This is a genomic window from Arhodomonas sp. KWT (assembly GCF_010993615.1).
Map to the genome: position 1 here is coordinate 164,747 of NZ_WNXE01000001.1, position 18,637 is coordinate 183,383.

General features: G+C 69.9%; 14 protein-coding genes. 11 read left to right on the top strand and 3 right to left on the bottom strand.

What is annotated here, in order from left to right:
• Positions 1 to 8 precede the first annotated feature (8 nt).
• Together narL and G7A99_RS00835 are read right to left on the bottom strand one after the other, a co-directional pair.
• Positions 9 to 656 carry a two-component system response regulator NarL gene (gene narL, locus G7A99_RS00830; RefSeq protein WP_018718196.1) on the bottom strand — a complete coding sequence of 216 codons (648 nt, stop codon included), beginning with the start codon at positions 654 to 656 and terminating at the stop codon, positions 9 to 11.
• Positions 653 to 2,506: a type IV pili methyl-accepting chemotaxis transducer N-terminal domain-containing protein gene (locus tag G7A99_RS00835; protein WP_018718195.1), complete on the bottom strand. Its 1,854-nt coding sequence runs from the start codon at positions 2,504 to 2,506 to the stop codon at positions 653 to 655. Before G7A99_RS00835 ends, narL begins: the two co-directional genes overlap by 4 nt.
• A gap of 227 nt (positions 2,507 to 2,733) precedes the next feature.
• Between G7A99_RS00835 and G7A99_RS00840 the strand changes: the two genes are divergently transcribed.
• From G7A99_RS00840 to guaD, 11 genes are all read left to right on the top strand, one after another.
• Positions 2,734 to 4,116: a nitrate/nitrite transporter gene (locus G7A99_RS00840; protein ID WP_018718194.1), complete on the top strand. Its 1,383-nt coding sequence runs from the start codon at positions 2,734 to 2,736 to the stop codon at positions 4,114 to 4,116.
• A gap of 65 nt (positions 4,117 to 4,181) precedes the next feature.
• Entirely contained in the window at positions 4,182 to 5,591 is a 1,410-nt protein-coding gene (locus G7A99_RS00845; RefSeq protein WP_163138648.1) for a NarK family nitrate/nitrite MFS transporter, read from the top strand.
• A gap of 85 nt (positions 5,592 to 5,676) precedes the next feature.
• Positions 5,677 to 9,429 (top strand): nitrate reductase subunit alpha, encoded by a 3,753-nt coding sequence (locus tag G7A99_RS00850; protein ID WP_163138649.1) that lies wholly within the window; start codon positions 5,677 to 5,679, stop codon positions 9,427 to 9,429.
• Positions 9,426 to 10,994 (top strand): nitrate reductase subunit beta, encoded by a 1,569-nt coding sequence (narH, locus tag G7A99_RS00855; protein WP_018718191.1) that lies wholly within the window; start codon positions 9,426 to 9,428, stop codon positions 10,992 to 10,994. The genes G7A99_RS00850 and narH overlap by 4 nt, the downstream gene beginning before the upstream one ends.
• Positions 10,995 to 11,004: 10 nt before the next feature.
• Positions 11,005 to 11,694, top strand: a complete 690-nt coding sequence (narJ, locus tag G7A99_RS00860; protein ID WP_018718190.1) for a nitrate reductase molybdenum cofactor assembly chaperone — start codon at positions 11,005 to 11,007, stop codon at positions 11,692 to 11,694.
• An 18-nt stretch (positions 11,695 to 11,712) separates the two neighbouring features.
• Entirely contained in the window at positions 11,713 to 12,399 is a 687-nt protein-coding gene (narI, locus tag G7A99_RS00865) for a respiratory nitrate reductase subunit gamma (RefSeq protein ID WP_018718189.1), read from the top strand.
• Positions 12,400 to 12,497: 98 nt separating this feature from the next.
• Entirely contained in the window at positions 12,498 to 13,460 is a 963-nt protein-coding gene (locus G7A99_RS00870; RefSeq protein WP_163138650.1) for an META domain-containing protein, read from the top strand.
• Entirely contained in the window at positions 13,460 to 14,122 is a 663-nt protein-coding gene (locus G7A99_RS00875; RefSeq protein WP_163138651.1) for a hypothetical protein, read from the top strand. Before G7A99_RS00870 ends, G7A99_RS00875 begins: the two co-directional genes overlap by 1 nt.
• 75 nt (positions 14,123 to 14,197) lie before the next feature.
• Complete coding sequence (locus tag G7A99_RS00880) at positions 14,198 to 14,956, top strand: peptidylprolyl isomerase (RefSeq protein ID WP_018718186.1); 759 nt, start codon at positions 14,198 to 14,200, stop codon at positions 14,954 to 14,956.
• Positions 14,957 to 15,076: 120 nt separating this feature from the next.
• A complete protein-coding gene (locus tag G7A99_RS00885) occupies positions 15,077 to 16,252 on the top strand; it encodes a Xaa-Pro peptidase family protein (protein WP_018718185.1) in 1,176 nt (391 codons plus the stop codon).
• A 92-nt stretch (positions 16,253 to 16,344) separates the two neighbouring features.
• A complete protein-coding gene (guaD, locus tag G7A99_RS00890) occupies positions 16,345 to 17,664 on the top strand; it encodes a guanine deaminase (protein WP_018718184.1) in 1,320 nt (439 codons plus the stop codon).
• Between the two features lie 13 nt (positions 17,665 to 17,677).
• Here guaD and G7A99_RS00895 read toward each other — a convergent pair whose 3' ends face one another.
• Positions 17,678 to 18,385: a GntR family transcriptional regulator gene (locus G7A99_RS00895; RefSeq protein ID WP_163138652.1), complete on the bottom strand. Its 708-nt coding sequence runs from the start codon at positions 18,383 to 18,385 to the stop codon at positions 17,678 to 17,680.
• Positions 18,386 to 18,637 lie beyond the last annotated feature (252 nt).

Sequence of the window (18,637 nt, forward strand, 5' to 3'; positions counted from 1 at the left end):
CCGGCCGTCTAGCGCAGCCCCTGATTCACCGCCCATACCGCGGCCTGGACCCGGGATTTCAGCCCGAGCTTGCGCAGCAGGTTCTTCACGTGGACCTTCACGGTGCCCTCGCTGACATCCAGCCGCCGGGCGATGAGCTTGTTGCTGAGCCCCTGGGCGATGCCGCCGAGGACCTCGCGCTCGCGGGAGGTGAGCTCGGCGAGCCGCGCGCTGTCGTGGTCGCGGCCGCCGGTGATGGCGGTGGCCAGCAGCCGGGTGAGCCGGTCGCTGAGCACGAGCTTGCCGGTGGCCGCCTCGCGGATGCGCTCGAGCATGTCCTCCGGCTCCATATCCTTGAGCAGGTAGCCGTCCGCGCCGTCGCGCAGGGCGGCCATGACGTCGTCCTCGCTGTCGGAGACGGTGAGCATGATCACCCGTGCATGGCGGTCGTGCTCACGCAGCGCGCGCAGGGTGGCGAGGCCGTCCATGCCCTCCATCTGCAGGTCCAGCAGGACCAGGTCCGGCTCGTGCTCGCAGGCCAGACGCACGGCGGTCTCGCCGTCCGCCGCCTCGCCCACGCACTTCAGGCTGGGGTCCATCTCCAGGAGCTGGCGCACGCCCCGGCGGAACAGCGGATGGTCGTCGACGATGAGTACCCGCGTGAGCTCGTCGTTCATTCGTTCACTCCCGGTCCGGGCCCACCGCGGCGCAGGGCGGGCTGAAAGGCAAGTCGTACCACGGTACCGCCTTCGGGGGCGTTTCCGAAGGTGATCTCCCCGCCGAGCCCGCGGGCGCGCTCCTGCATGATGGTGGTGCCGTAGTGGTTCCTCCGGTGTGGCTCCGGGGGCATACCGGTACCGTCGTCGGTCACGGTGACCACGATCCGGTCGCCCTCCGGGCAGAGCCGCACGCGGGCGTGGCGGGCGTTGGCGTGCTGGACGACGTTGGCGAGGGCCTCACGCACGATCTGCACGGTGTGCAGCTCCTCGTTGGGGGTGAGCATGCCGTCGGAGACCCGGTGATCCAGGGTGATGCCGATGCCGCCACGGTCGGCGAATTCGTCGACCGCGGCGGTCAGGGCCTGTTCCAGGCCGCCCTCGCCGAGGCGCAGGCGGAAGGTGCTCAGCAGCTGGCGCAGCTGCTGGTAGGCACTGCTGAGGCCCTCGCGGATCTCGGCGAGGATCGCCGCCGCCGCCGGGCGGTCCACCGGGTCGCCGCGGAGCTGGGCCTCCAGCCGGGCGGTCTGGATCTTGAGGTACGACAGTGCCTGGGCGAGGGAGTCGTGGAGCTCCCGGGCGATCACCGCCCGTTCGTCCATCAGTGCGAGCCGGCGCCGGTCGGCCTCGCGGCGCTGGCGACCCAGGGCGGTGGCGATGTGGCCGGCCACCGTCTCGCACAGGCGCAGCTGCCAGTCGGGCAGGGCATTGCCGCCCGGGGGGCGCACCAGCAGGGCGCCGTGGTGGTCATCGCCCTCCGCCAGCGGCACGGCGAGCACGCCGTCCCCCACCAGGCAGGCGCCGCCCGGCGCCGGTAGTGCGTCCGCCGCGGGGCAGGGCGGGGCATCGACGGCCCCGGATCCGTCGGCGGCGACGATACGGCGAGAGCCGCCCCCGCCGGTGAGACACAGCGCCAGTGGCCCCACGCCGAGGGCGGTTTCCAGGCGGGCGAGGACATCGGCGTAGTCCGCGTCCCGGTCGGCGTGCTGGCTCAGCCGCCGGGCGGTGTCGTAGAGCACCTGCAGCGCGCGGTTGCTCTCCTCCAGGCGTGCCGTCTTGTAGCGCACGCGCTCCTCGAGGTTGCCGTACATGGCCTGCAGGTTGGCGGCCATACGGTTGAACGTGCGCGATATCAGGCCGATCTCGTCGTCGCCCCGATAGCTGGTGCGCGCGCCGAGGTCGCCCCGGCGCGCCGCCTCGACCACGCGGACGAGCTCGCGCAGCGGCGGTACGACGTCGGTGAGGATGCGGTACATGCTGAAGAACACCAGCGCGATGGTGACGAACAGGCTCAGGCCCTGGGCCAGGCGCAGGAGCTGGATCTTCTTCTCCGCCTCCTGCTGGAGCAGCCGCACCATGCTGTCCAGGCGGCCCACGTAGCCCCGGGCCTGGGCCAGGTAGCGCTGGCGGCCTGCGGCGTCGCCGGTCACCTCCGGGGCGAGCTCGTCGTCCCAGCGCCGGTGCACGCGGTGATAGGTCTCGGTCAGCGGGTGTGTGGATTCGTCCGGGATCACACCGGTGAGCGCCGGCGCCTCCAGCGTCTCGCGGAACTCGCGGACGTACTCGCGCAGGCGTTCGTCCGGGGCGTCGGCGCGGAGGGCATCGGCCAGGCGGTAGGTCTGCATGCGCAGGGTGCCCGCGATGTTGATCGCCGCGGCGTCACCCTTGGCCGTCTCCGCGATGATGATAGAGGTGAGCATGCTCACGATCGCCAGCGTCGATATGGCCGTCATCGCCAGTCCCACGCGCACCAGCAGCGAGCGGCGGGAGAGTGACCCGAGGGGCCACGAGCCGTCCGTCTCTACCTCCAATGAACCGCTCCCTTCATCCGTTCTACCCATAAAGTGGTATTCCAGAGGGTTTTTCACCTGAAGTAACAGTGACTTGGCATGCTATTCCGGGATACCCAGTAATATATATGTAACTGATTTTCCGGGAATATTGGAGATTCATGATTGACCTGGATCAAGGGGCGCCCGCCTTCACGAGCCCACGCTGACACCCAGTCAATCATTCCCCTCGTGTCAGGGAGGCTGCCATGAAGAACCTGGAAGGCGTAACGAGGCCCGATCAGTATCGGGCGCTGACGCTGAGCACCGTCGCGTTCACCGTGTGCTTCGCGGTGTGGACGATTTTTTCGGTCCTCGGGGTGAAGATCAAGCAGGAGCTCGGGCTCAACGAGACCGAGTTCGGTATCCTGATCGCGACGCCGGTGCTCACCGGCTCCATCAGCCGGATCTTTCTCGGTATCTGGACCGAGCAGTACGGCGGCCGGCGGGTGTTCAGCATCCTCATGCTCGTTACCGCGGTGTGCGTGTTCCTGCTCTCCTACGTGCACACCTACTGGATGTTCCTGATCGCCGCCCTCGGTGTGGGCCTGGCCGGCGGCTCGTTCATCGTGGGTATCGCCTACACCTCCTACTGGTTCGAGAAGGAGCGCCAGGGCACGGCACTGGGGATCTTCGGCGCGGGTAACGTGGGTGCGGCGGTGACCAACTTCGGTGCCCCGTTCCTGCTGGTCGCCCTCGGCTGGGAGCGCACCGCGGAGGTCTACGCGGTGATCCTGGCGATCATGGCGGTTGTGTTCTGGGTGCTCACCAAGGAGGACCCGATGACCGTGGCCCGGCGGAAGGCCGGTGCCCGGGGCACCTCCGCGCTCACCCAGCTCGAGCCCCTGCGTTACGTGCAGGTGTGGCGCTTCGCGCTGTACTACTTCTTCGTCTTCGGCGGCTTCGTCGCCCTGGCCTCCTATCTGCCGCGTTACTACGTCGGCGCCTACGGGCTCAGCATCGGCGTCGCCGGCACGCTCGCCGCGCTGTACTCGCTGCCCGCCAGCGTCTTCCGTGCCCTCGGCGGCTATCTCTCCGACCGCCTGGGGGCGCGCACGGTGATGTACCTCACCTTCATCGCCTCGCTGGTGTGCCTGTTCCTGCTCGCCTATCCGGAGACCCGCTACGTGGTCGAGGGCAAGAACGGCCCGATCGCGTTCAGCCTGGCCATGCCGCTGTGGGGTGTGGTGACGATCACCGTGCTGCTCGGCTTCTTCATGTCCCTGGGCAAGGCCGCGGTCTACAAGCACATCCCGGTCTACTACCCCGACCACGTCGGCTCCGTCGGCGGTCTGGTGGGGATGATCGGCGGTCTTGGCGGCTTCTTCCTGCCCATCCTCTTCGGGATCGTGCTCGACCTCACCGGCGTGTGGACCAGCTCCTACATGGTGCTGTTCGTGCTGGTCGCGGTGATGCTCATCTGGATGCACGTGGCGATCCGCCGCATGGAGCGCCGGCGCATTCCCGAGCTCTCCGAGGAGCGCTACCGCTACCTCCCGGAGATCCAGGAGCAGGGTGAGGCCGGACACGGTCAGTCCGCGTCGGCCTCCACCCCCGAGCACGGCGGCTCGGGCGCCGGGGCCCGCGCCTGAAAGAAAACACGGCGGCCGGGGTGAGCGCCCCGGCCGCTGCAAGCAACCATCGGGAGTTATCGACCATGGCCATCAATAACACGGCAAACAAGGGCGGGCACCAGGGCCGGGTGCTCACCGACTGGCGCCCCGAGGACGCCGAGTTCTGGGAGCGCGAGGGCAAGGCCGTCGCCACACGTAACCTCTGGATCTCCATCCCCTGCCTGCTGCTGGCCTTCTGCGTGTGGATGGTCTGGAGCGCGGTGGCGACGCGGCTGAACAACATCGGCTTCACCCTGACCACCAATGAGCTGTTCTGGCTCACGGCGCTGCCGGGGCTCTCCGGCGCGACCCTGCGCATCTTCTACAGCTTCATGGTGCCGATCTTCGGCGGCCGCCGCTGGACGGCGATCTCCACGGCCTCGCTGGCGTTGCCGGCGCTGTGGATGGGCGTGGCCGTGCAGGACCCGGGCACCACCTTCTGGGAGTTTGCCGCGATTGCGCTGCTGTGCGGTTTCGGCGGCGGCAACTTCGCCTCCAGCATGGCGAACATCAGCTTTTTCTACCCCAAGAGCCAGCAGGGCACCGCCCTCGGCCTCAACGCCGGTCTCGGCAACCTGGGCGTGTCGGTGATGCAGTTCGTGGTGCCGGCGGTGATCACCACCGGCTCGCTGTCGTTCATGTTCGGTTCCTACCAGACCCTCGCGGACGGCGGCCGGCTGTGGCTGCAGAACGCCGGGCTGGTGTGGGTGCCGTTCATCGTGCTGTTCACCGTGATCGCGTGGTTCGGGATGAACGACGTGGCCTCGGCGCGGGCCTCGTTCCGTGACCAGGCCGTGATCTTCCGGCGCAAGCACCAGTGGCTGATGAGCTGGCTCTACATCGCCACCTTCGGCAGCTTCATCGGCTACTCCGCCGGCTTCCCCATGCTCATCAAGACCCAGTTCCCCGACGTCGACCCGCTGCAGTACGCCTTCCTCGGGCCGATGGTGGGTGCGCTCATCCGCCCCGTGGGTGGCTGGATGGCCGACAAGATCGGCGGTGCACGGGTCACGCTGTGGAACTTCGTGGTGATGATCGCCGCGGTCTTCGGGGTGGTCTACTTCCTGCCGGTGATGGGCACCGCGGGCAACTTCTGGGGCTTCTTCCTGGCCTTCATGGTGCTGTTCGTGACCACCGGCGTGGGCAACGGCTCCACCTTCCGGATGATCCCGATCATCTTCCACACCCAGCACGGGCGCTGGAGCGAGGGCAAGGACGAGGCCGCACGGGCCCAGGCCGTGAAGGACGCCAACAAGGAGTCGGCGGCGACGCTGGGCTTCAGCTCGGCGCTGGCGGCCTACGGTGCCTTCTTCATCCCCAAGGCGTACGGCACGTCCATCGCCCTGACCGGCGGTCCGACCGCCGCCCTGTACGCCTTTGTCGCGTACTACGTCACCTGCGTCGTCGTGACGTGGTGGTTCTACGAGCGTCACGACGCGGAGATCCCCTGCTGAGCACGGTCCCTGCCGGAGGCCCGCCCCCAGAGCGGGTCCCGGCCGGCCCCGATGACGACAGACAACGCTTGAACGAGGCCCGACCATGAGTCACTTTCTCGACCGCCTGATGTTCTTCCGCAAGGTCCAGGACCAGTTTGCGGACGGCCACGGCCAGACCACCTACGAGGACCGCTCGTGGGAGAAGGCCTACCGCCAGCGCTGGCAGCACGACAAGATCGTGCGCTCCACCCACGGGGTGAACTGCACCGGCGCCTGCTCCTGGAAGATCTACGTCAAGGACGGCCTGGTCACCTGGGAGACCCAGCAGACCGACTATCCGCGCACCCGTCCCGACCTGCCCAACCACGAGCCCCGGGGCTGTCCGCGCGGGGCGAGCTATTCCTGGTACATCTACTCGGCGAACCGGCTGAAGTACCCCATGATCCGTGGCCGGCTGCTGCGGGCATGGCGTGAGGCGCGTGCCGAGCACAATGACCCGGTGGACGCCTGGGCGGCACTGACCTCGGACCCCGAGCGCGTACGCGATTACCAGTCCGTGCGCGGGCTCGGCGGGCTGGTGCGTGCCGACTGGGACGAGGTCACCGAGCTCATCGCCGCGGCCAACATCCACACCATCAAGCGTTACGGGCCGGACCGCATCGCCGGGTTCTCGCCGATCCCGGCCATGTCCATGCTCTCCTACGCCGCGGGCACGCGTTACCTCTCGCTGCTCGGCGGCGTGTGCCTGTCGTTCTACGACTGGTACTGCGACCTGCCGCCGGCGTCGCCGATGACCTGGGGCGAGCAGACCGACGTGCCCGAGTCCGCGGACTGGTACAACTCGAAGTTCATCATGATGTGGGGCTCCAACGTGCCGCAGACGCGCACCCCGGACGCCCACTTCATGACCGAGGCGCGCTACAACGGCACCAAGATGGTCACCGTCTCGCCGGACTACGCCGAGGCGACCAAGTTCGCCGACCGCTGGCTGGCGCCGAAGCAGGGCACCGACGCCGCACTGGCGATGGCCCTCGGCCACGTGATCCTGCGCGAATACCACCTCGACAATCCCAGCGACTATTTCGTCGACTACTGCCGGCGCTATACGGACATGCCCTTCCTGGTGCGCCTCGACGACAACGCCGGGCACACCGTGCCGGGACGCTTCCTGCGGGCGGCGGACTTCGCCGAGGCCCTGGGCGAGGACGGCAAGCCGGACTGGAAGACCGTCGCCTTCGACGAGGCCAGCGACGAGGTGGTCGTGCCCCAGGGCTCCGTCGGCTTCCGCTGGGACGAGAGCGGGCGCTGGAACCTGGAGCAGCGCGACGGCCAGGGCCGGGAGATCTCCCTGCGCCTGAGCCAGCTCGACAGCCGCGACGATGTCGCCACCGTCGCCTTCCCGTACTTCGGCGGCATCGCCCACGAGCACTTCAACAGCACCGAGCACCCGGACGTGCTCGAGCGCCGCGTGCCGGTGCGCCGCGTGACCCTGGCCAACGGCGAGACCGCCCGCGTGGCCACGGTCTACGACCTGATGATGGCCCACTACGGCCTCGACCGCGGCCTCGACGACGATGCCGTGGCCTCGAGCTACGACGACGATCTCCCCTACACCCCCGCGTGGCAGGAGCACATCACCGGCGTCGACCGCCGCGACGTGGTGCAGGTCGCCCGGGAGTTCGCGGAGACCGCCCACAAGACCAACGGCCGTTCCATGGTCATCCTCGGTGCCGGGCTCAACCACTGGTACCACATGGACATGAACTACCGCGGCATCATCAACATGCTGGTGATGTGCGGCTGCGTCGGCCAGAGCGGGGGCGGCTGGGCCCACTACGTGGGCCAGGAGAAGCTCCGTCCGCAGACCGGCTGGCTGCCGGTGGCCTTCGCCCTCGACTGGGCCCGGCCGCCGCGGCAGATGAACGGCACCTCGTTCTTCTACGCCCACACCGACCAGTGGCGCTACGAGCGGCTGCGCGTCGACGAGATCCTCTCGCCGCTGGCCGACGCCGACGACTGGCAGGGCAGCCTCATCGACTACAACGTCCGTGCCGAGCGCATGGGCTGGCTGCCGTCCGCGCCCCAGCTCGGGCGCAACCCCCTGGAGGTGGCCCGCGAGGCCATCGAGGCGGGCGAGGACCCCAAGGCCTACGTGGTCGAGCAGCTGCGCTCCGGGCGCCTGCACATGGCCTGCGAGGACCCGGACGACCCGGCAAACTACCCGCGCAACATGTTCGTGTGGCGCTCCAACCTGCTGGGCTCCAGCGGCAAGGGCCACGAGTACTTCCTGCGCCACCTGCTCGGCACCAGCGACGGCGTCCAGGCCGAGGACCTCCATGAGCTCGACGACGGCGAGAAGCCCGCGGAGGTCACCTGGCACGACGAGGCGCCGCGGGGCAAGCTCGACCTGCTGGTGACGCTGGACTTCCGCATGTCCACCACCTGCCTGTACTCCGACGTCGTTCTGCCCACGGCCACGTGGTACGAGAAGAACGACCTCAACACCTCGGACATGCACCCGTTCATCCACCCGCTCTCCGAGGCGGTGAACCCGGCGTGGGAGTCCCGCAGCGACTGGGACATCTACCGCGACCTGGCGAAGCGGTTCTCCGAGCTGGTGACCGGTCACCTCGGCGTGGAGAAGGACCTGGTCACGGTGCCGCTGCTCCACGACACCCCCGCGGAGCTCGCCCAGCCCTATGACGTTCAGGACTGGCGCAAGGGCGAGTGCGACCCGGTGCCCGGGCAGACCATGCCCAACATCGCCGTGGTCGAGCGCGACTACCCGGCGCTCTACGAGCGCTTCACCGCCCTCGGCCCGCTCATGGACCAGCTCGGCAACGGCGGCAAGGGCATCAGCTGGAACACCGAGGCGGAGGTCGAGTTCCTCGGCCGCCTCAACGGCCGCTGGCACGACGGCGAGCACCACAAGGGCCGGCCGAAGATGTACACCGCCATCGACGCCGCCGAGACGGTGATGAGCCTCGCCCCGGAGACCAACGGCCACGTCGCGGTCAAGGCCTGGGGGGCGCTGGAGCGGTTCACCGGCCGTGAGCACAGTCACCTGGCAGCGCACAAGGCAGACGAGTCGATCCGCTTCCGCGACATCGTCGCCCAGCCGCGCAAGATCATCTCCTCGCCCACCTGGTCGGGGATCGAGTCCGAGGAGGTCTGCTACAACGCCGGCTGGACCAACGTCCACCAGCTCATCCCCTGGCGCACGCTCACCGGCCGCCAGCAGCTCTACCAGGACCACGCGTGGATGCGGGCCTTCGGCGAGGGCTTCACCACCTACCGTCCGCCGGTGAACACGCGCACCGTCCGGCCGCTGCTGGGCGAGCGGGGCAACGGCAACCCCGAGCTGGTGCTCAACTGGATCACCCCGCACCAGAAGTGGGGCATCCACAGCACCTATTCGGACAACCTGCTCATGCTCACGCTCTCCCGCGGCGGGCCCATCGTGTGGATGTCGGAGGGTGACGCCAAGCGTGCCGGCATCGAGGACAACGACTGGATCGAGGTGTTCAACACCAACGGCGCGCTGGTCGCGCGGGCGGTGGTCTCCCAGCGCGTCCCGGACGGGATGACGATGATGTACCACGCCCAGGAGCGCATCGTGAACACCCCCGGATCGGAGATTACCGGCGCCCGCGGCGGCATCCACAACTCCGTGACCCGGGCGGTGCTCAAGCCCACCCACATGATCGGCGGCTACGCCCAGCAGAGCTGGGGCTTCAACTACTACGGCACGGTCGGCTCCAACCGCGACGAGTTCGTGATCGTCCGGCGGATGGACAAGGTGGACTGGCTGGAAGGCGACGACGAAAGCATTCTGGAACAGGAGTACACGCGATGAGGGTGCGCGCACAGATCGGCAAGGTACTCAACCTCGACAAGTGCATCGGCTGCCACACGTGCTCGGTGACCTGCAAGAACGTGTGGACCTCGCGCGAGGGTATGGAGTACGCCTGGTTCAACAATGTGGAGACCAAGCCCGGCATCGGTTATCCCAAGGACTGGGAGAACCAGGACCGCTGGCGGGGTGGCTGGCAGCGCACGGGCCGCGGTGACCGCGCGGGCATCCGCCCGCGCATCGGCGGCAAGTGGCGGGTGCTCGCCAATGTCTTCGCCAACCCGGACCTGCCGGAGATCGACGACTACTACGAGCCGTTCAACTTCGACTACCAGCGCCTGCACAACGCCCCGGAGTCGAAGGCCCAGCCGACGGCCAAGCCGTACTCGGCGATCACCGGCAAGCCCATGGACAAGATCGAGTGGGGGCCGAACTGGGAGGAGATCCTCGGCGGCGAGTTCGAGAAGCGCTCCCAGGACTACAACTTCCAGAACGTGCAGAAGGAGATCTACGGGCAGTTCGAGAACACCTTCATGATGTATCTGCCCCGTCTCTGCGAGCACTGCCTCAATCCCACGTGCGTGGCGAGCTGCCCGTCGGGGGCGATCTACAAGCGCGAGGAGGACGGCATCGTCCTGATCGACCAGGACAAGTGCCGGGGCTGGCGCATGTGCATCTCCGGCTGCCCGTACAAGAAGATTTACTACAACTGGCAGTCCGGGAAGTCGGAGAAGTGCACCTTCTGCTATCCGCGCATCGAGGCCGGCCAGCCCACGGTCTGCTCCGAGACCTGCGTGGGCCGCATCCGCTACCTCGGGGTGATGCTCTACGACGCCGACGCCATCGAGGAGGCCGCCTCCACGGCCAGCGAGCAGGACCTCTACGAGGCCCAGCTGCGGGTGTTCCTCGACCCCAATGACCCGGAGGTCATCGCCCAGGCCCGCCGCGACGGCGTGCCCGACTCCTGGCTGGAGGCGGCGAAGGTCTCGCCGGTCTACCGCATGGCGATGGAGTGGAAGGTCGCCTTCCCGCTGCACCCGGAGTACCGCACGCTGCCGATGGTCTGGTACGTGCCGCCGCTCTCGCCGATCAGCGCCGCGGCGGACGCCGGCCACGTCGGCCTTGACGGCCTCATCCCGGACGTGGAGAGCCTGCGCATCCCGCTGACCTACCTCGCCAACATGCTCACCGCCGGCGACGAGCGCCCGGTGGCCTCGGCGCTCCGGCGCATGCTTGCCATGCGCCTCTACCGCCGGCGCCAGACCGTCGACGGCGTCACCGACCGGGAGCTGCTGGAGCAGGTGGGCCTCAGCGAGGCGGCCATGGAGGAGATGTACCAGGTCATGGCCATTGCCAACTACGAGGACCGCTTCGTGATCCCCACCAACCACCGGGAGCTCAGCACCGACGACCCCTGGGGCGAGCGCAGCGGCTGCGGCTTCAGCTTCGGCGACGGCTGCCACACCCAGGGCGTCACCCGGCCGAACCTCTTCGGTGCCAAGAACCCGCGCAAGCGGGCGTTCCCCAACCGCGAGGACCTGCTGGCGCGGGCCCGCAAGGTCTCCTGAGGAGGGCACCATGCAGACACTGAAGGTAATCGCGGCACTGCTGCACTATCCCGACGCGGCGCTGCAGCGGCACGTCGACGAGATCCTGGAGGCCCTCGACGCCGAGGCCCTGGTCACCGGCGAGTCCCGCCGGCGGATCGGGGCGCTGGCGGCGGAGCTGCGCGACAGCGACCTGCTGGACGTGCAGTCCCGCTACGTCGAGACCTTCGACCGCGGCCGGGCCCGCTCGCTGTATCTCTTCGAGCACGTCCACGGCGAGTCCCGCGACCGCGGGGCCGCCATGGTGGACCTCCAGCTCGCCTACCGGGCCGCCGGCTTCGAGATCGCGGTCAGTGAGCTGCCGGACTACGTGCCGCTGTTCCTGGAGTTCTGCGCGTCGCTGCCGGACGGCGAGGCCCTGGCGTGGCTGGAGGAGGTGGGGCACCTGATCCAGCTCCTCCACGCCCGGCTCGCCGAGCGGGAGAGCCCCTACGCCGTACTCCTGGAGCCGCTGCTCGCCTTTGCCGCGGTGGAGGCGGACGAGTCGGTGCGCGAGCGTGTGGCCGCCGAGCCCCGGGACGACACCCCGGAGGCGCTCGACGCGGTGTGGATGGAGGCGCCGGTGACCTTTGGCCCGGAGGGCGGCTGCGGTGCCGCCGCCGGGCGCAAGGGCGGGGCGCAACCGGTGCAGTGGGGCGCGCCGCGCAGCGGCACGGCCTGAACAATCGAGGAGGCGACCATGTCGTTCCTGAACAACCTGCTTTTCGGCTACTACCCGTATATCGCGGGCACGGTCTTCCTGCTCGGCAGCATCGTGCGCTTCGATATGAGCCAGTACACCTGGAAGACCAACTCCAGCCAGCTGTTCGACTCCAGCCGGCGGTTCCGTATCGGTAACATCCTCTTCCACGTGGGCATCATCCTGCTGTTCTTCGGCCACCTCGTCGGGCTGCTGATGCCCCACTGGATGTACCCGTGGTTCGGCCTCACCCCCGGCAGCAAGCAGGTGATGGCGATGACCGCCGGTGGCATCTTCGGCACCCTCGCCCTGGTCGGCGGCTGGATCCTGATCCAGCGCCGGCTGACCAACGAGCGCGTGCGGGCCAACTCGAGCCGCATGGATACCTTCATCATCCTGCTGCTGTACGTGCAGCTGGTACTGGGCATGCTCACCATCCCGGTCTCGGCGACCCACCTGGACGGTGGCACGATGCTGGAGCTCGCCGACTGGGCGCAGCACATCGTGACCTTCCGCCCCGGCGCGGCGGAGTACATCGCCGACGTGAGCCTGGTGTTCAAGCTGCACCTGTTCCTCGGGCTGACGACCTTCCTGGTCTTCCCGTTCACCCGGCTCGTCCACATCTGGAGCGCGCCGGTGTGGTACCTCGGGCGCAGCTACCAGCTGGTGCGTCAGCGCCAGGGCTGAGCCTCCGCCACCCCGCCGCCTGCGGGCGGCGGGGCGTGCGCCGGGCGCCGTCGATCAGGCATGCTGCGGCCGAGCCGTAAGCGACCCGGAGAAGGCCGATGACGCCACGACTGACCCGACTCACTGTGATCGCGGTGCTTGCGCCGCTCACCGGCTGTGCCGTGCCCGCGGGTGACGGCGCGGACGTGGGCGGTGCCGCGGCGGGGCCGCCGGAGCAGGCGCCCGTGACCCGTTATCGCTGCGGCGATACCGCCGTAGACCTCGTCGGTACCGGCGCCACCGCCTGGCTGAACGCCGGTTGCCGGCGTTACCGGCTCGAGCGGGTGCGTACCGCCTCGGGGGCGAAGTACGCGGGCCGGGGTGGCGCGGTCAGTGTCTGGTCCCACGGCGCCCGCGCCCGGGTCGTGCTCGACGGCCGGGTGCTGCCGGAGTGCGTCGCCGCGCTTAGCCGGCCCTACGAGGCGCGGGGCAACGAGCCGGGCTGGCACCTGGAGCTTAGGGACAGCCGCCTGGTCCTGGTGGCGGACTACGGCGAGCGGCGCGTCGACCGTCCCGCGCCGGCGCCCGAGCCGGTGGCCGGCGGGCGCCGTTACCGGGCGCCGGGCAGCGGCGGCGCCGACGCGGTCACGGTGACCGTGCGCGAGGGGCCGTGCGCGGACGACATGACCGGCATGCCCCATCCCCACCGGGTCGAGGTGAGCCTGGACGGCCGCACGCTGCGCGGCTGCGGCGGTGATCCCCGGGCGCTGCTCGCCGGCCGCCGCTGGCGGGTGACCGGGATGCCGGCGGCAGGGCACACGGACGCCGGCGCCTATACCCTGCGCTTTCGCCGGGACGGGCGGGTCACCGGGCGGGCGGCGGGGCGGCGCTATGCCGGCACCTACACGCTGACGCCCGCCACGCTGAGGCTGAGCGGGCTGGCGGCGGCCGGTAACGGTGCCGCGCCGCGTCTGCTGCGCCTGCTCGCCGACGTGCGCCGCTTCGGCATTGCCGACGACGGCGCGCTGATCCTTCACACCGGTGACGGACGGCGTCTCCGTGCGGTCGGGGAGGCGCAGTGATGGACGGGGAATCCGCACACAAGCGCCCGGTGGAGGGCGAGCTTACCGTCCACTTCCCCAAGCTGTCGCTGGCCGGCACTTTCCGCGGGGACGACGAGACCTTCGTGATCGCGGACGTGGACGAACGCCTGGCGAGCCTGGTCGAGCCGGGGCTGCTGCGCCCCGGCTTCACCGAGCTGCGTTTCACCGGCCGGCGCTACCGCCTGGATTACCCCCGCGACCGCGGTGCCGGGGAGATCGCCGGCGACGTTCTGGGCCGCCTCTTCGGCAGGCCGCGGCGCCGCGTCACCTGGCGCGCCGGGGCGGGCGTGGTGGCTGAGCTGGAGACCGACACCACGGTGGACAGCGGCGGCATCCAGCAGCGGCGGAGCTGGACTGCGCATTACCGCCTGGACGGCACCGGCTACAAGGTGCTCTGCCGCCGTCACAGCGCCGGCCGGCGTGGGCTTGACCGCACGCTGTTCGCCGACGGGCTGGCCGTTGCGGAGGCCGTGCCCAACCCGTTCTCGGCGCTGGAGCTCGACCTTACCGTCCAGCGGCCGGTGCCGCTGGACGCCCTTGCCATCGCCGTCCACATGATGGGCTGGCTGCCCACCGCCTCCGGCTCCGCGGGTGGCGGCACGGCCGGTGGCGGTGGTGGCGACGGCGGCGGGGGCTGCTGAGACCGCGGGCCGGCGGCCGCGGACCGACACCATCAGCCGGGTCGCCATGACCCGGCGCGACACGAGAGGGCAACGATGCCTATCACGATCAACGCAATCGAGATCAGCGACGAGGCGGTGAATATCGAGTCCGCCAACTACGAGGGCGGGGACATCGCCGAGCGCCAGCGCCAGGCGGCGGTGGCGCTCGCCGTGCGCGAGCTGCTGCGTCAGCGGGCGGTGGAGACCGGCCTCGCCACCGAGGCCGAGGCCGACGACGGCGTGATCGACGCCCTCATCGAACGCGAGGTCACCATCCCGGAGGCCGGCGACGACGACTGCCGGGCCTACTACGAGAACAACCGCGAGCGCTTCCGCGAACCGCCGAGGGTGTACGCCCGGCACATCCTGCTGGCGGCGCTGCCCGACGATCCCGACAAGCGCGTGAGCCAGCGCGACCAGGCGGAGGCGCTGATCGCCGAGTGCCGCGACGGTGCGCCGTTCATCGATCTCGCCCGGCGCCACTCCGACTGCCCGTCCCGGGAGTACGGCGGTGAGCTCGGCGAGATCGCCCCGGGGGCGACCGTGCCGGAGTTCGAGCGCGCCGTGTGGCGGCTGCCCGAGGGGCTGGCGGCGCGCCCGGTGGAGACGCGCTACGGCTGGCACGTCGTCGACGTGCAGAGCCACGAGCCCGGCCACCTGCCGGACTACGAGACGGTGCGCCCGCGCATCGCCGACTACCTCACCGAGCGGGTGCGCCGCCGCGCCTTCGGCCAGTACGTGCGGCTGCTCGCCGCCGAGGCGGACATCGAGGGTGTCGACCTCGACGCCGCGGACTCCCCGCTGGTGCAGTGAACCAGTGAGAAGATCGGTCACTCCCTGGCACGGTGTGGAGACGCCTGCCATGCTGTCCGGCGGACCGCCCGCCGCGCGGCGGGCGTCAGTCACCACGGCCCGGGGAGGGCACGAGCACCGATGGACTACCAACGTTATCGCGAGGTCCTGAGCGAGCGCGTCGGCCGGCTGCCGGCGCGGTTCGATGCCGGGGAGTACCGGCGCCGCCTGGAGGCGGTGCGCGCGGGCATGCAGCGCGACGGCCTGGAGGCGCTGCTGGTCACCGACGCCGCCGAGGTGTGCTATCTCACCGGCTACTCGACCTTCGAGGTCTCCGTGTCCATCGCGCTGGTGGTCACGCCCTCGCGGACGTGGCTGCAGGTGCCCTCCATCGAGACCGGCCCGGCGGTGACCATGGCCCACGTCGACGAGATCGTGGGCTATCGCTGGGAGTTCCCCCACGAGGCCACGCGGCAGCTCGCCGAAGCCCTGGCCGGAGCGCGCCGGGTCGGCGTCGACGAGTGGGCACCGGGCCTGCGCCCCGGGCTGCTCGCCGCGCTGAGCGCCGTCCACGAGGCCGAGTGGGTCGCCACCGGCGAGCTGGTCGCGGCGGTGCGGCGGGTGAAGTCCGACGCCGAGCTGGCGGTGCTCGCCGAGAGCGCACGGATCACCGAGGCGGGCCTGGCGGCCTCCGCGGAGACCGTCGCCCCCGGTGTGACCGACTCCGAGGTCGCCGCCGCCGGCGCCCGCGCCATGCTCGCCGCGGGCAGCGAGTTCATGAGCATGCAGCCCATCGTCGCCGCCGGCGTGCGCTCGAGCATCATCCACAGCAACCATAACGGTCACCGGATCGCCGACGGCGAGCCGGTGTTCCTGGAGTACGGCGCCGTGCGCGGGCGCTATACCGCGCCGCAGATGCGCACCGTGGTCTGCGGCGAACCCACACAGGCCATGCGCGGGCTCTATGGCGCCTGCGCCGATCTCGTCGCGGGCCTGCGCGAGGCCATGCGCCCGGGCAACACCTTCGACGCCGCCGCCCGGGCGGCGGAGGCGGTGCTAGCGCCCCACGCCGACTCGGTGTTCTTCTCCGGTGTGTTCGGCTATACCGTCGGCGTGCAGTTCCCGCCGTCCTGGGTGGAGGGCACGGGCTTCATTGCCCGTGGGGTCGGGACGGTGTTCGAGCCGGGCATGGTCTTCCACCTGCCCATTTGCCTGCGCCGTCCCGGCGAGTGGGGCATCGGCATGAGCGAGACAGTGGTGGTCGAGGCCGGCGGTGCGCGGGCGATCACCGCCAACGACTGGGAGCTGGGCACCTGAGGGCGGGTGCCGGGTGGTTCCCCCGGCGAAGTGAATACAGTTATCCTCTTTGATTGTGTTCAGTTCGCCCAGAGGGGGACGCGCCGGTGACAATGAGCCCATCCGAGGCGCGCCGTGCGATCCGCGGCTGCATCGTCCACTGCCTGCACGACCCGGGCGAGGGCGACGACCCGAACGCGCTGGAGATCCTCGAGGACGGCGTGATCGTCATCGAGGACGGCCGGGTCGTGCGCACCGGCCCGGCAGACGCCGTGCTCCCCGGGCTGGACGCGGACACCCCGGTGGCGGACCACCGTGGCCGGCTGGTGATACCCGGGATGGTGGACTGCCACGTCCATTACGCCCAGACCGACGTGATCGCGAGCTTCGGCGAGCAGCTCCTCACCTGGCTGGAGCGCTACACCTTCCCCGCAGAGGGGCGTTTCCACGATGCCGGGCTCGCCGCCGAGACGGCGCGGTTCTTCGTCGACGAGCTGCTGCGCAATGGCACCACCTCAGCACTGGTGCTGGGCACGGTGCACGCCGTTTCCGCGGACGCCATCCTCGAGGCGGCGCGGGCGCGGGGTATGCGCCTGGCGGCGGGCAAGGTGCTGATGGACCGCAACGCCCCGGACTACCTCCGGGACACGCCGGAGACGGGCTACCGCGACACCCGCGCGCTGATCGAGCGCTGGCACGGCGTCGACCGGCTGAGTTACGCCATCACCCCGCGCTTCGCGCCCACCTCCAGCGACGCCCAGCTAGAGCGGGTCGGCGAGCTCGCGCGGGCGTACCCGGACACCTACGTGCACACCCACGTGGCCGAGAACGCCCAGGAGGTCGCCTGGGTGGCGGAGCTCTTCCCCTGGAGCCGGAGCTACCTGGACGTCTACGACCGCTACGGCATGCTGCGCGAGCGCGCACTCTACGCCCACTGCATCCACCTGGACGACGACGACCGCCGGCGCATGGCGGAGACCGGGGCGGTCATGGGCTTCTGCCCGACCTCGAACCTGTTCCTCGGCAGCGGCCTGTTCGATTACGCCGCGGCGCGCAGCGCGGGGGTGCGGGTGGGCCTGGCGACGGACGTCGGCGGCGGTACCAGCATGAGCATGCTCCGCACCGCCGCGGAGGCGTATAAGGTGGCCCAGCTCCGGGGGACGGCGCTGTCGCCGGCGCGGCTGCTTTACCTTACGACCCTGGCGGGGGCGGAGGCGCTGTCCGTGGCGGACCGCATTGGCAGTTTCCGTGCCGGGTGCGAGGCGGACCTGGTGGTGCTCGACCCCGCCGCGACGCCCATGATCGCACGGCGCACCGCCGCGGCGGAGACCGTCGCGGAGCGGCTGTTCGCGCTGTTCACGCTGGGTGACGAGCACTGCATCGCCGAGACCTGGCTCCAGGGCCAGCCCGCCTATACCCGCGCCGCCTCCTGAGCGCGGCGCCCGCTCAGCGCCGGAGGATGCTCGCGAGGTCGACCTGGCCGTCGCGCTCGGCGAGGGTCAGGCGTTGCTCAAGGTGGTCGAGGTGTTCGCGGGCGAGCCGGGCGGCGAGCTCGCTGTCGCCGGCGAAGATCGCATCCGCGATGCCGCGGTGGTCGCCTTCGCGGTAGCAGGCGCTGATCCCCGGGACCTTGTACAGGGCGACCGCGATGGAGGTGCGCAGGATCAGCTCACGCAGGATCCCGGCGAGCACCTGATTGGGGCAGAAGTCCGCGAGGCGCTCGTGGAAGCGCAGGGACAGGTGGATGCGGTCTTCGTGGGCGCCCTCGCGGTGGGCGGTGTGCTCGGCGTCGACCAGGCCGGCGATCTCCGTGCGCGCCGTCTCGCCGAGGTGACCGGCGACCTGGCGGATCACCTCGCTCTCGATGTGGCGGCGCGCCTCGAATATCTGGGCGGTCTCCTCCGGCCCCGGTCTCGCGACCACCGCGATCTGGTTGCGCCGCATCAGGATGATGTGGTCGCCCGCGAGCCGGACCAGCGCCCGGCGGACCACCGAACGGCTTACCCCGAAGATCTCGCTCAGTGTCAGCTCCGGCAGACGCGAGCCCGGCGGCAGCTGCTGGGCCAGTACGGCGTGGCGGATTGCGTCGTAGATCCGGTCCTCGGCGCGTGCCGCCGAGTGCGTGCTACGTCCCTGAGCCAGCGATTGCACCATGTCGTTCAAGGTCGGCCGTGACGGTTGCCTGGGGCATTGGGTAAGGCCCCGTAAGGTAACCCGTTTGCCGCATTACGTCACGCACCGGTCCCCGGGAAAGTTGCCTTCATGTTGTGTCGACAATTAATGTCTAATACTGTCGTCAAATAGCCCCCATGACCGGATGATGCCGGTGGAATGCGGGGCGGTGGTTCCCGTCCGGCGACATGCAGGGCCGGATCGGCGGATTTGAATGTCGACAATAGGCTTCTA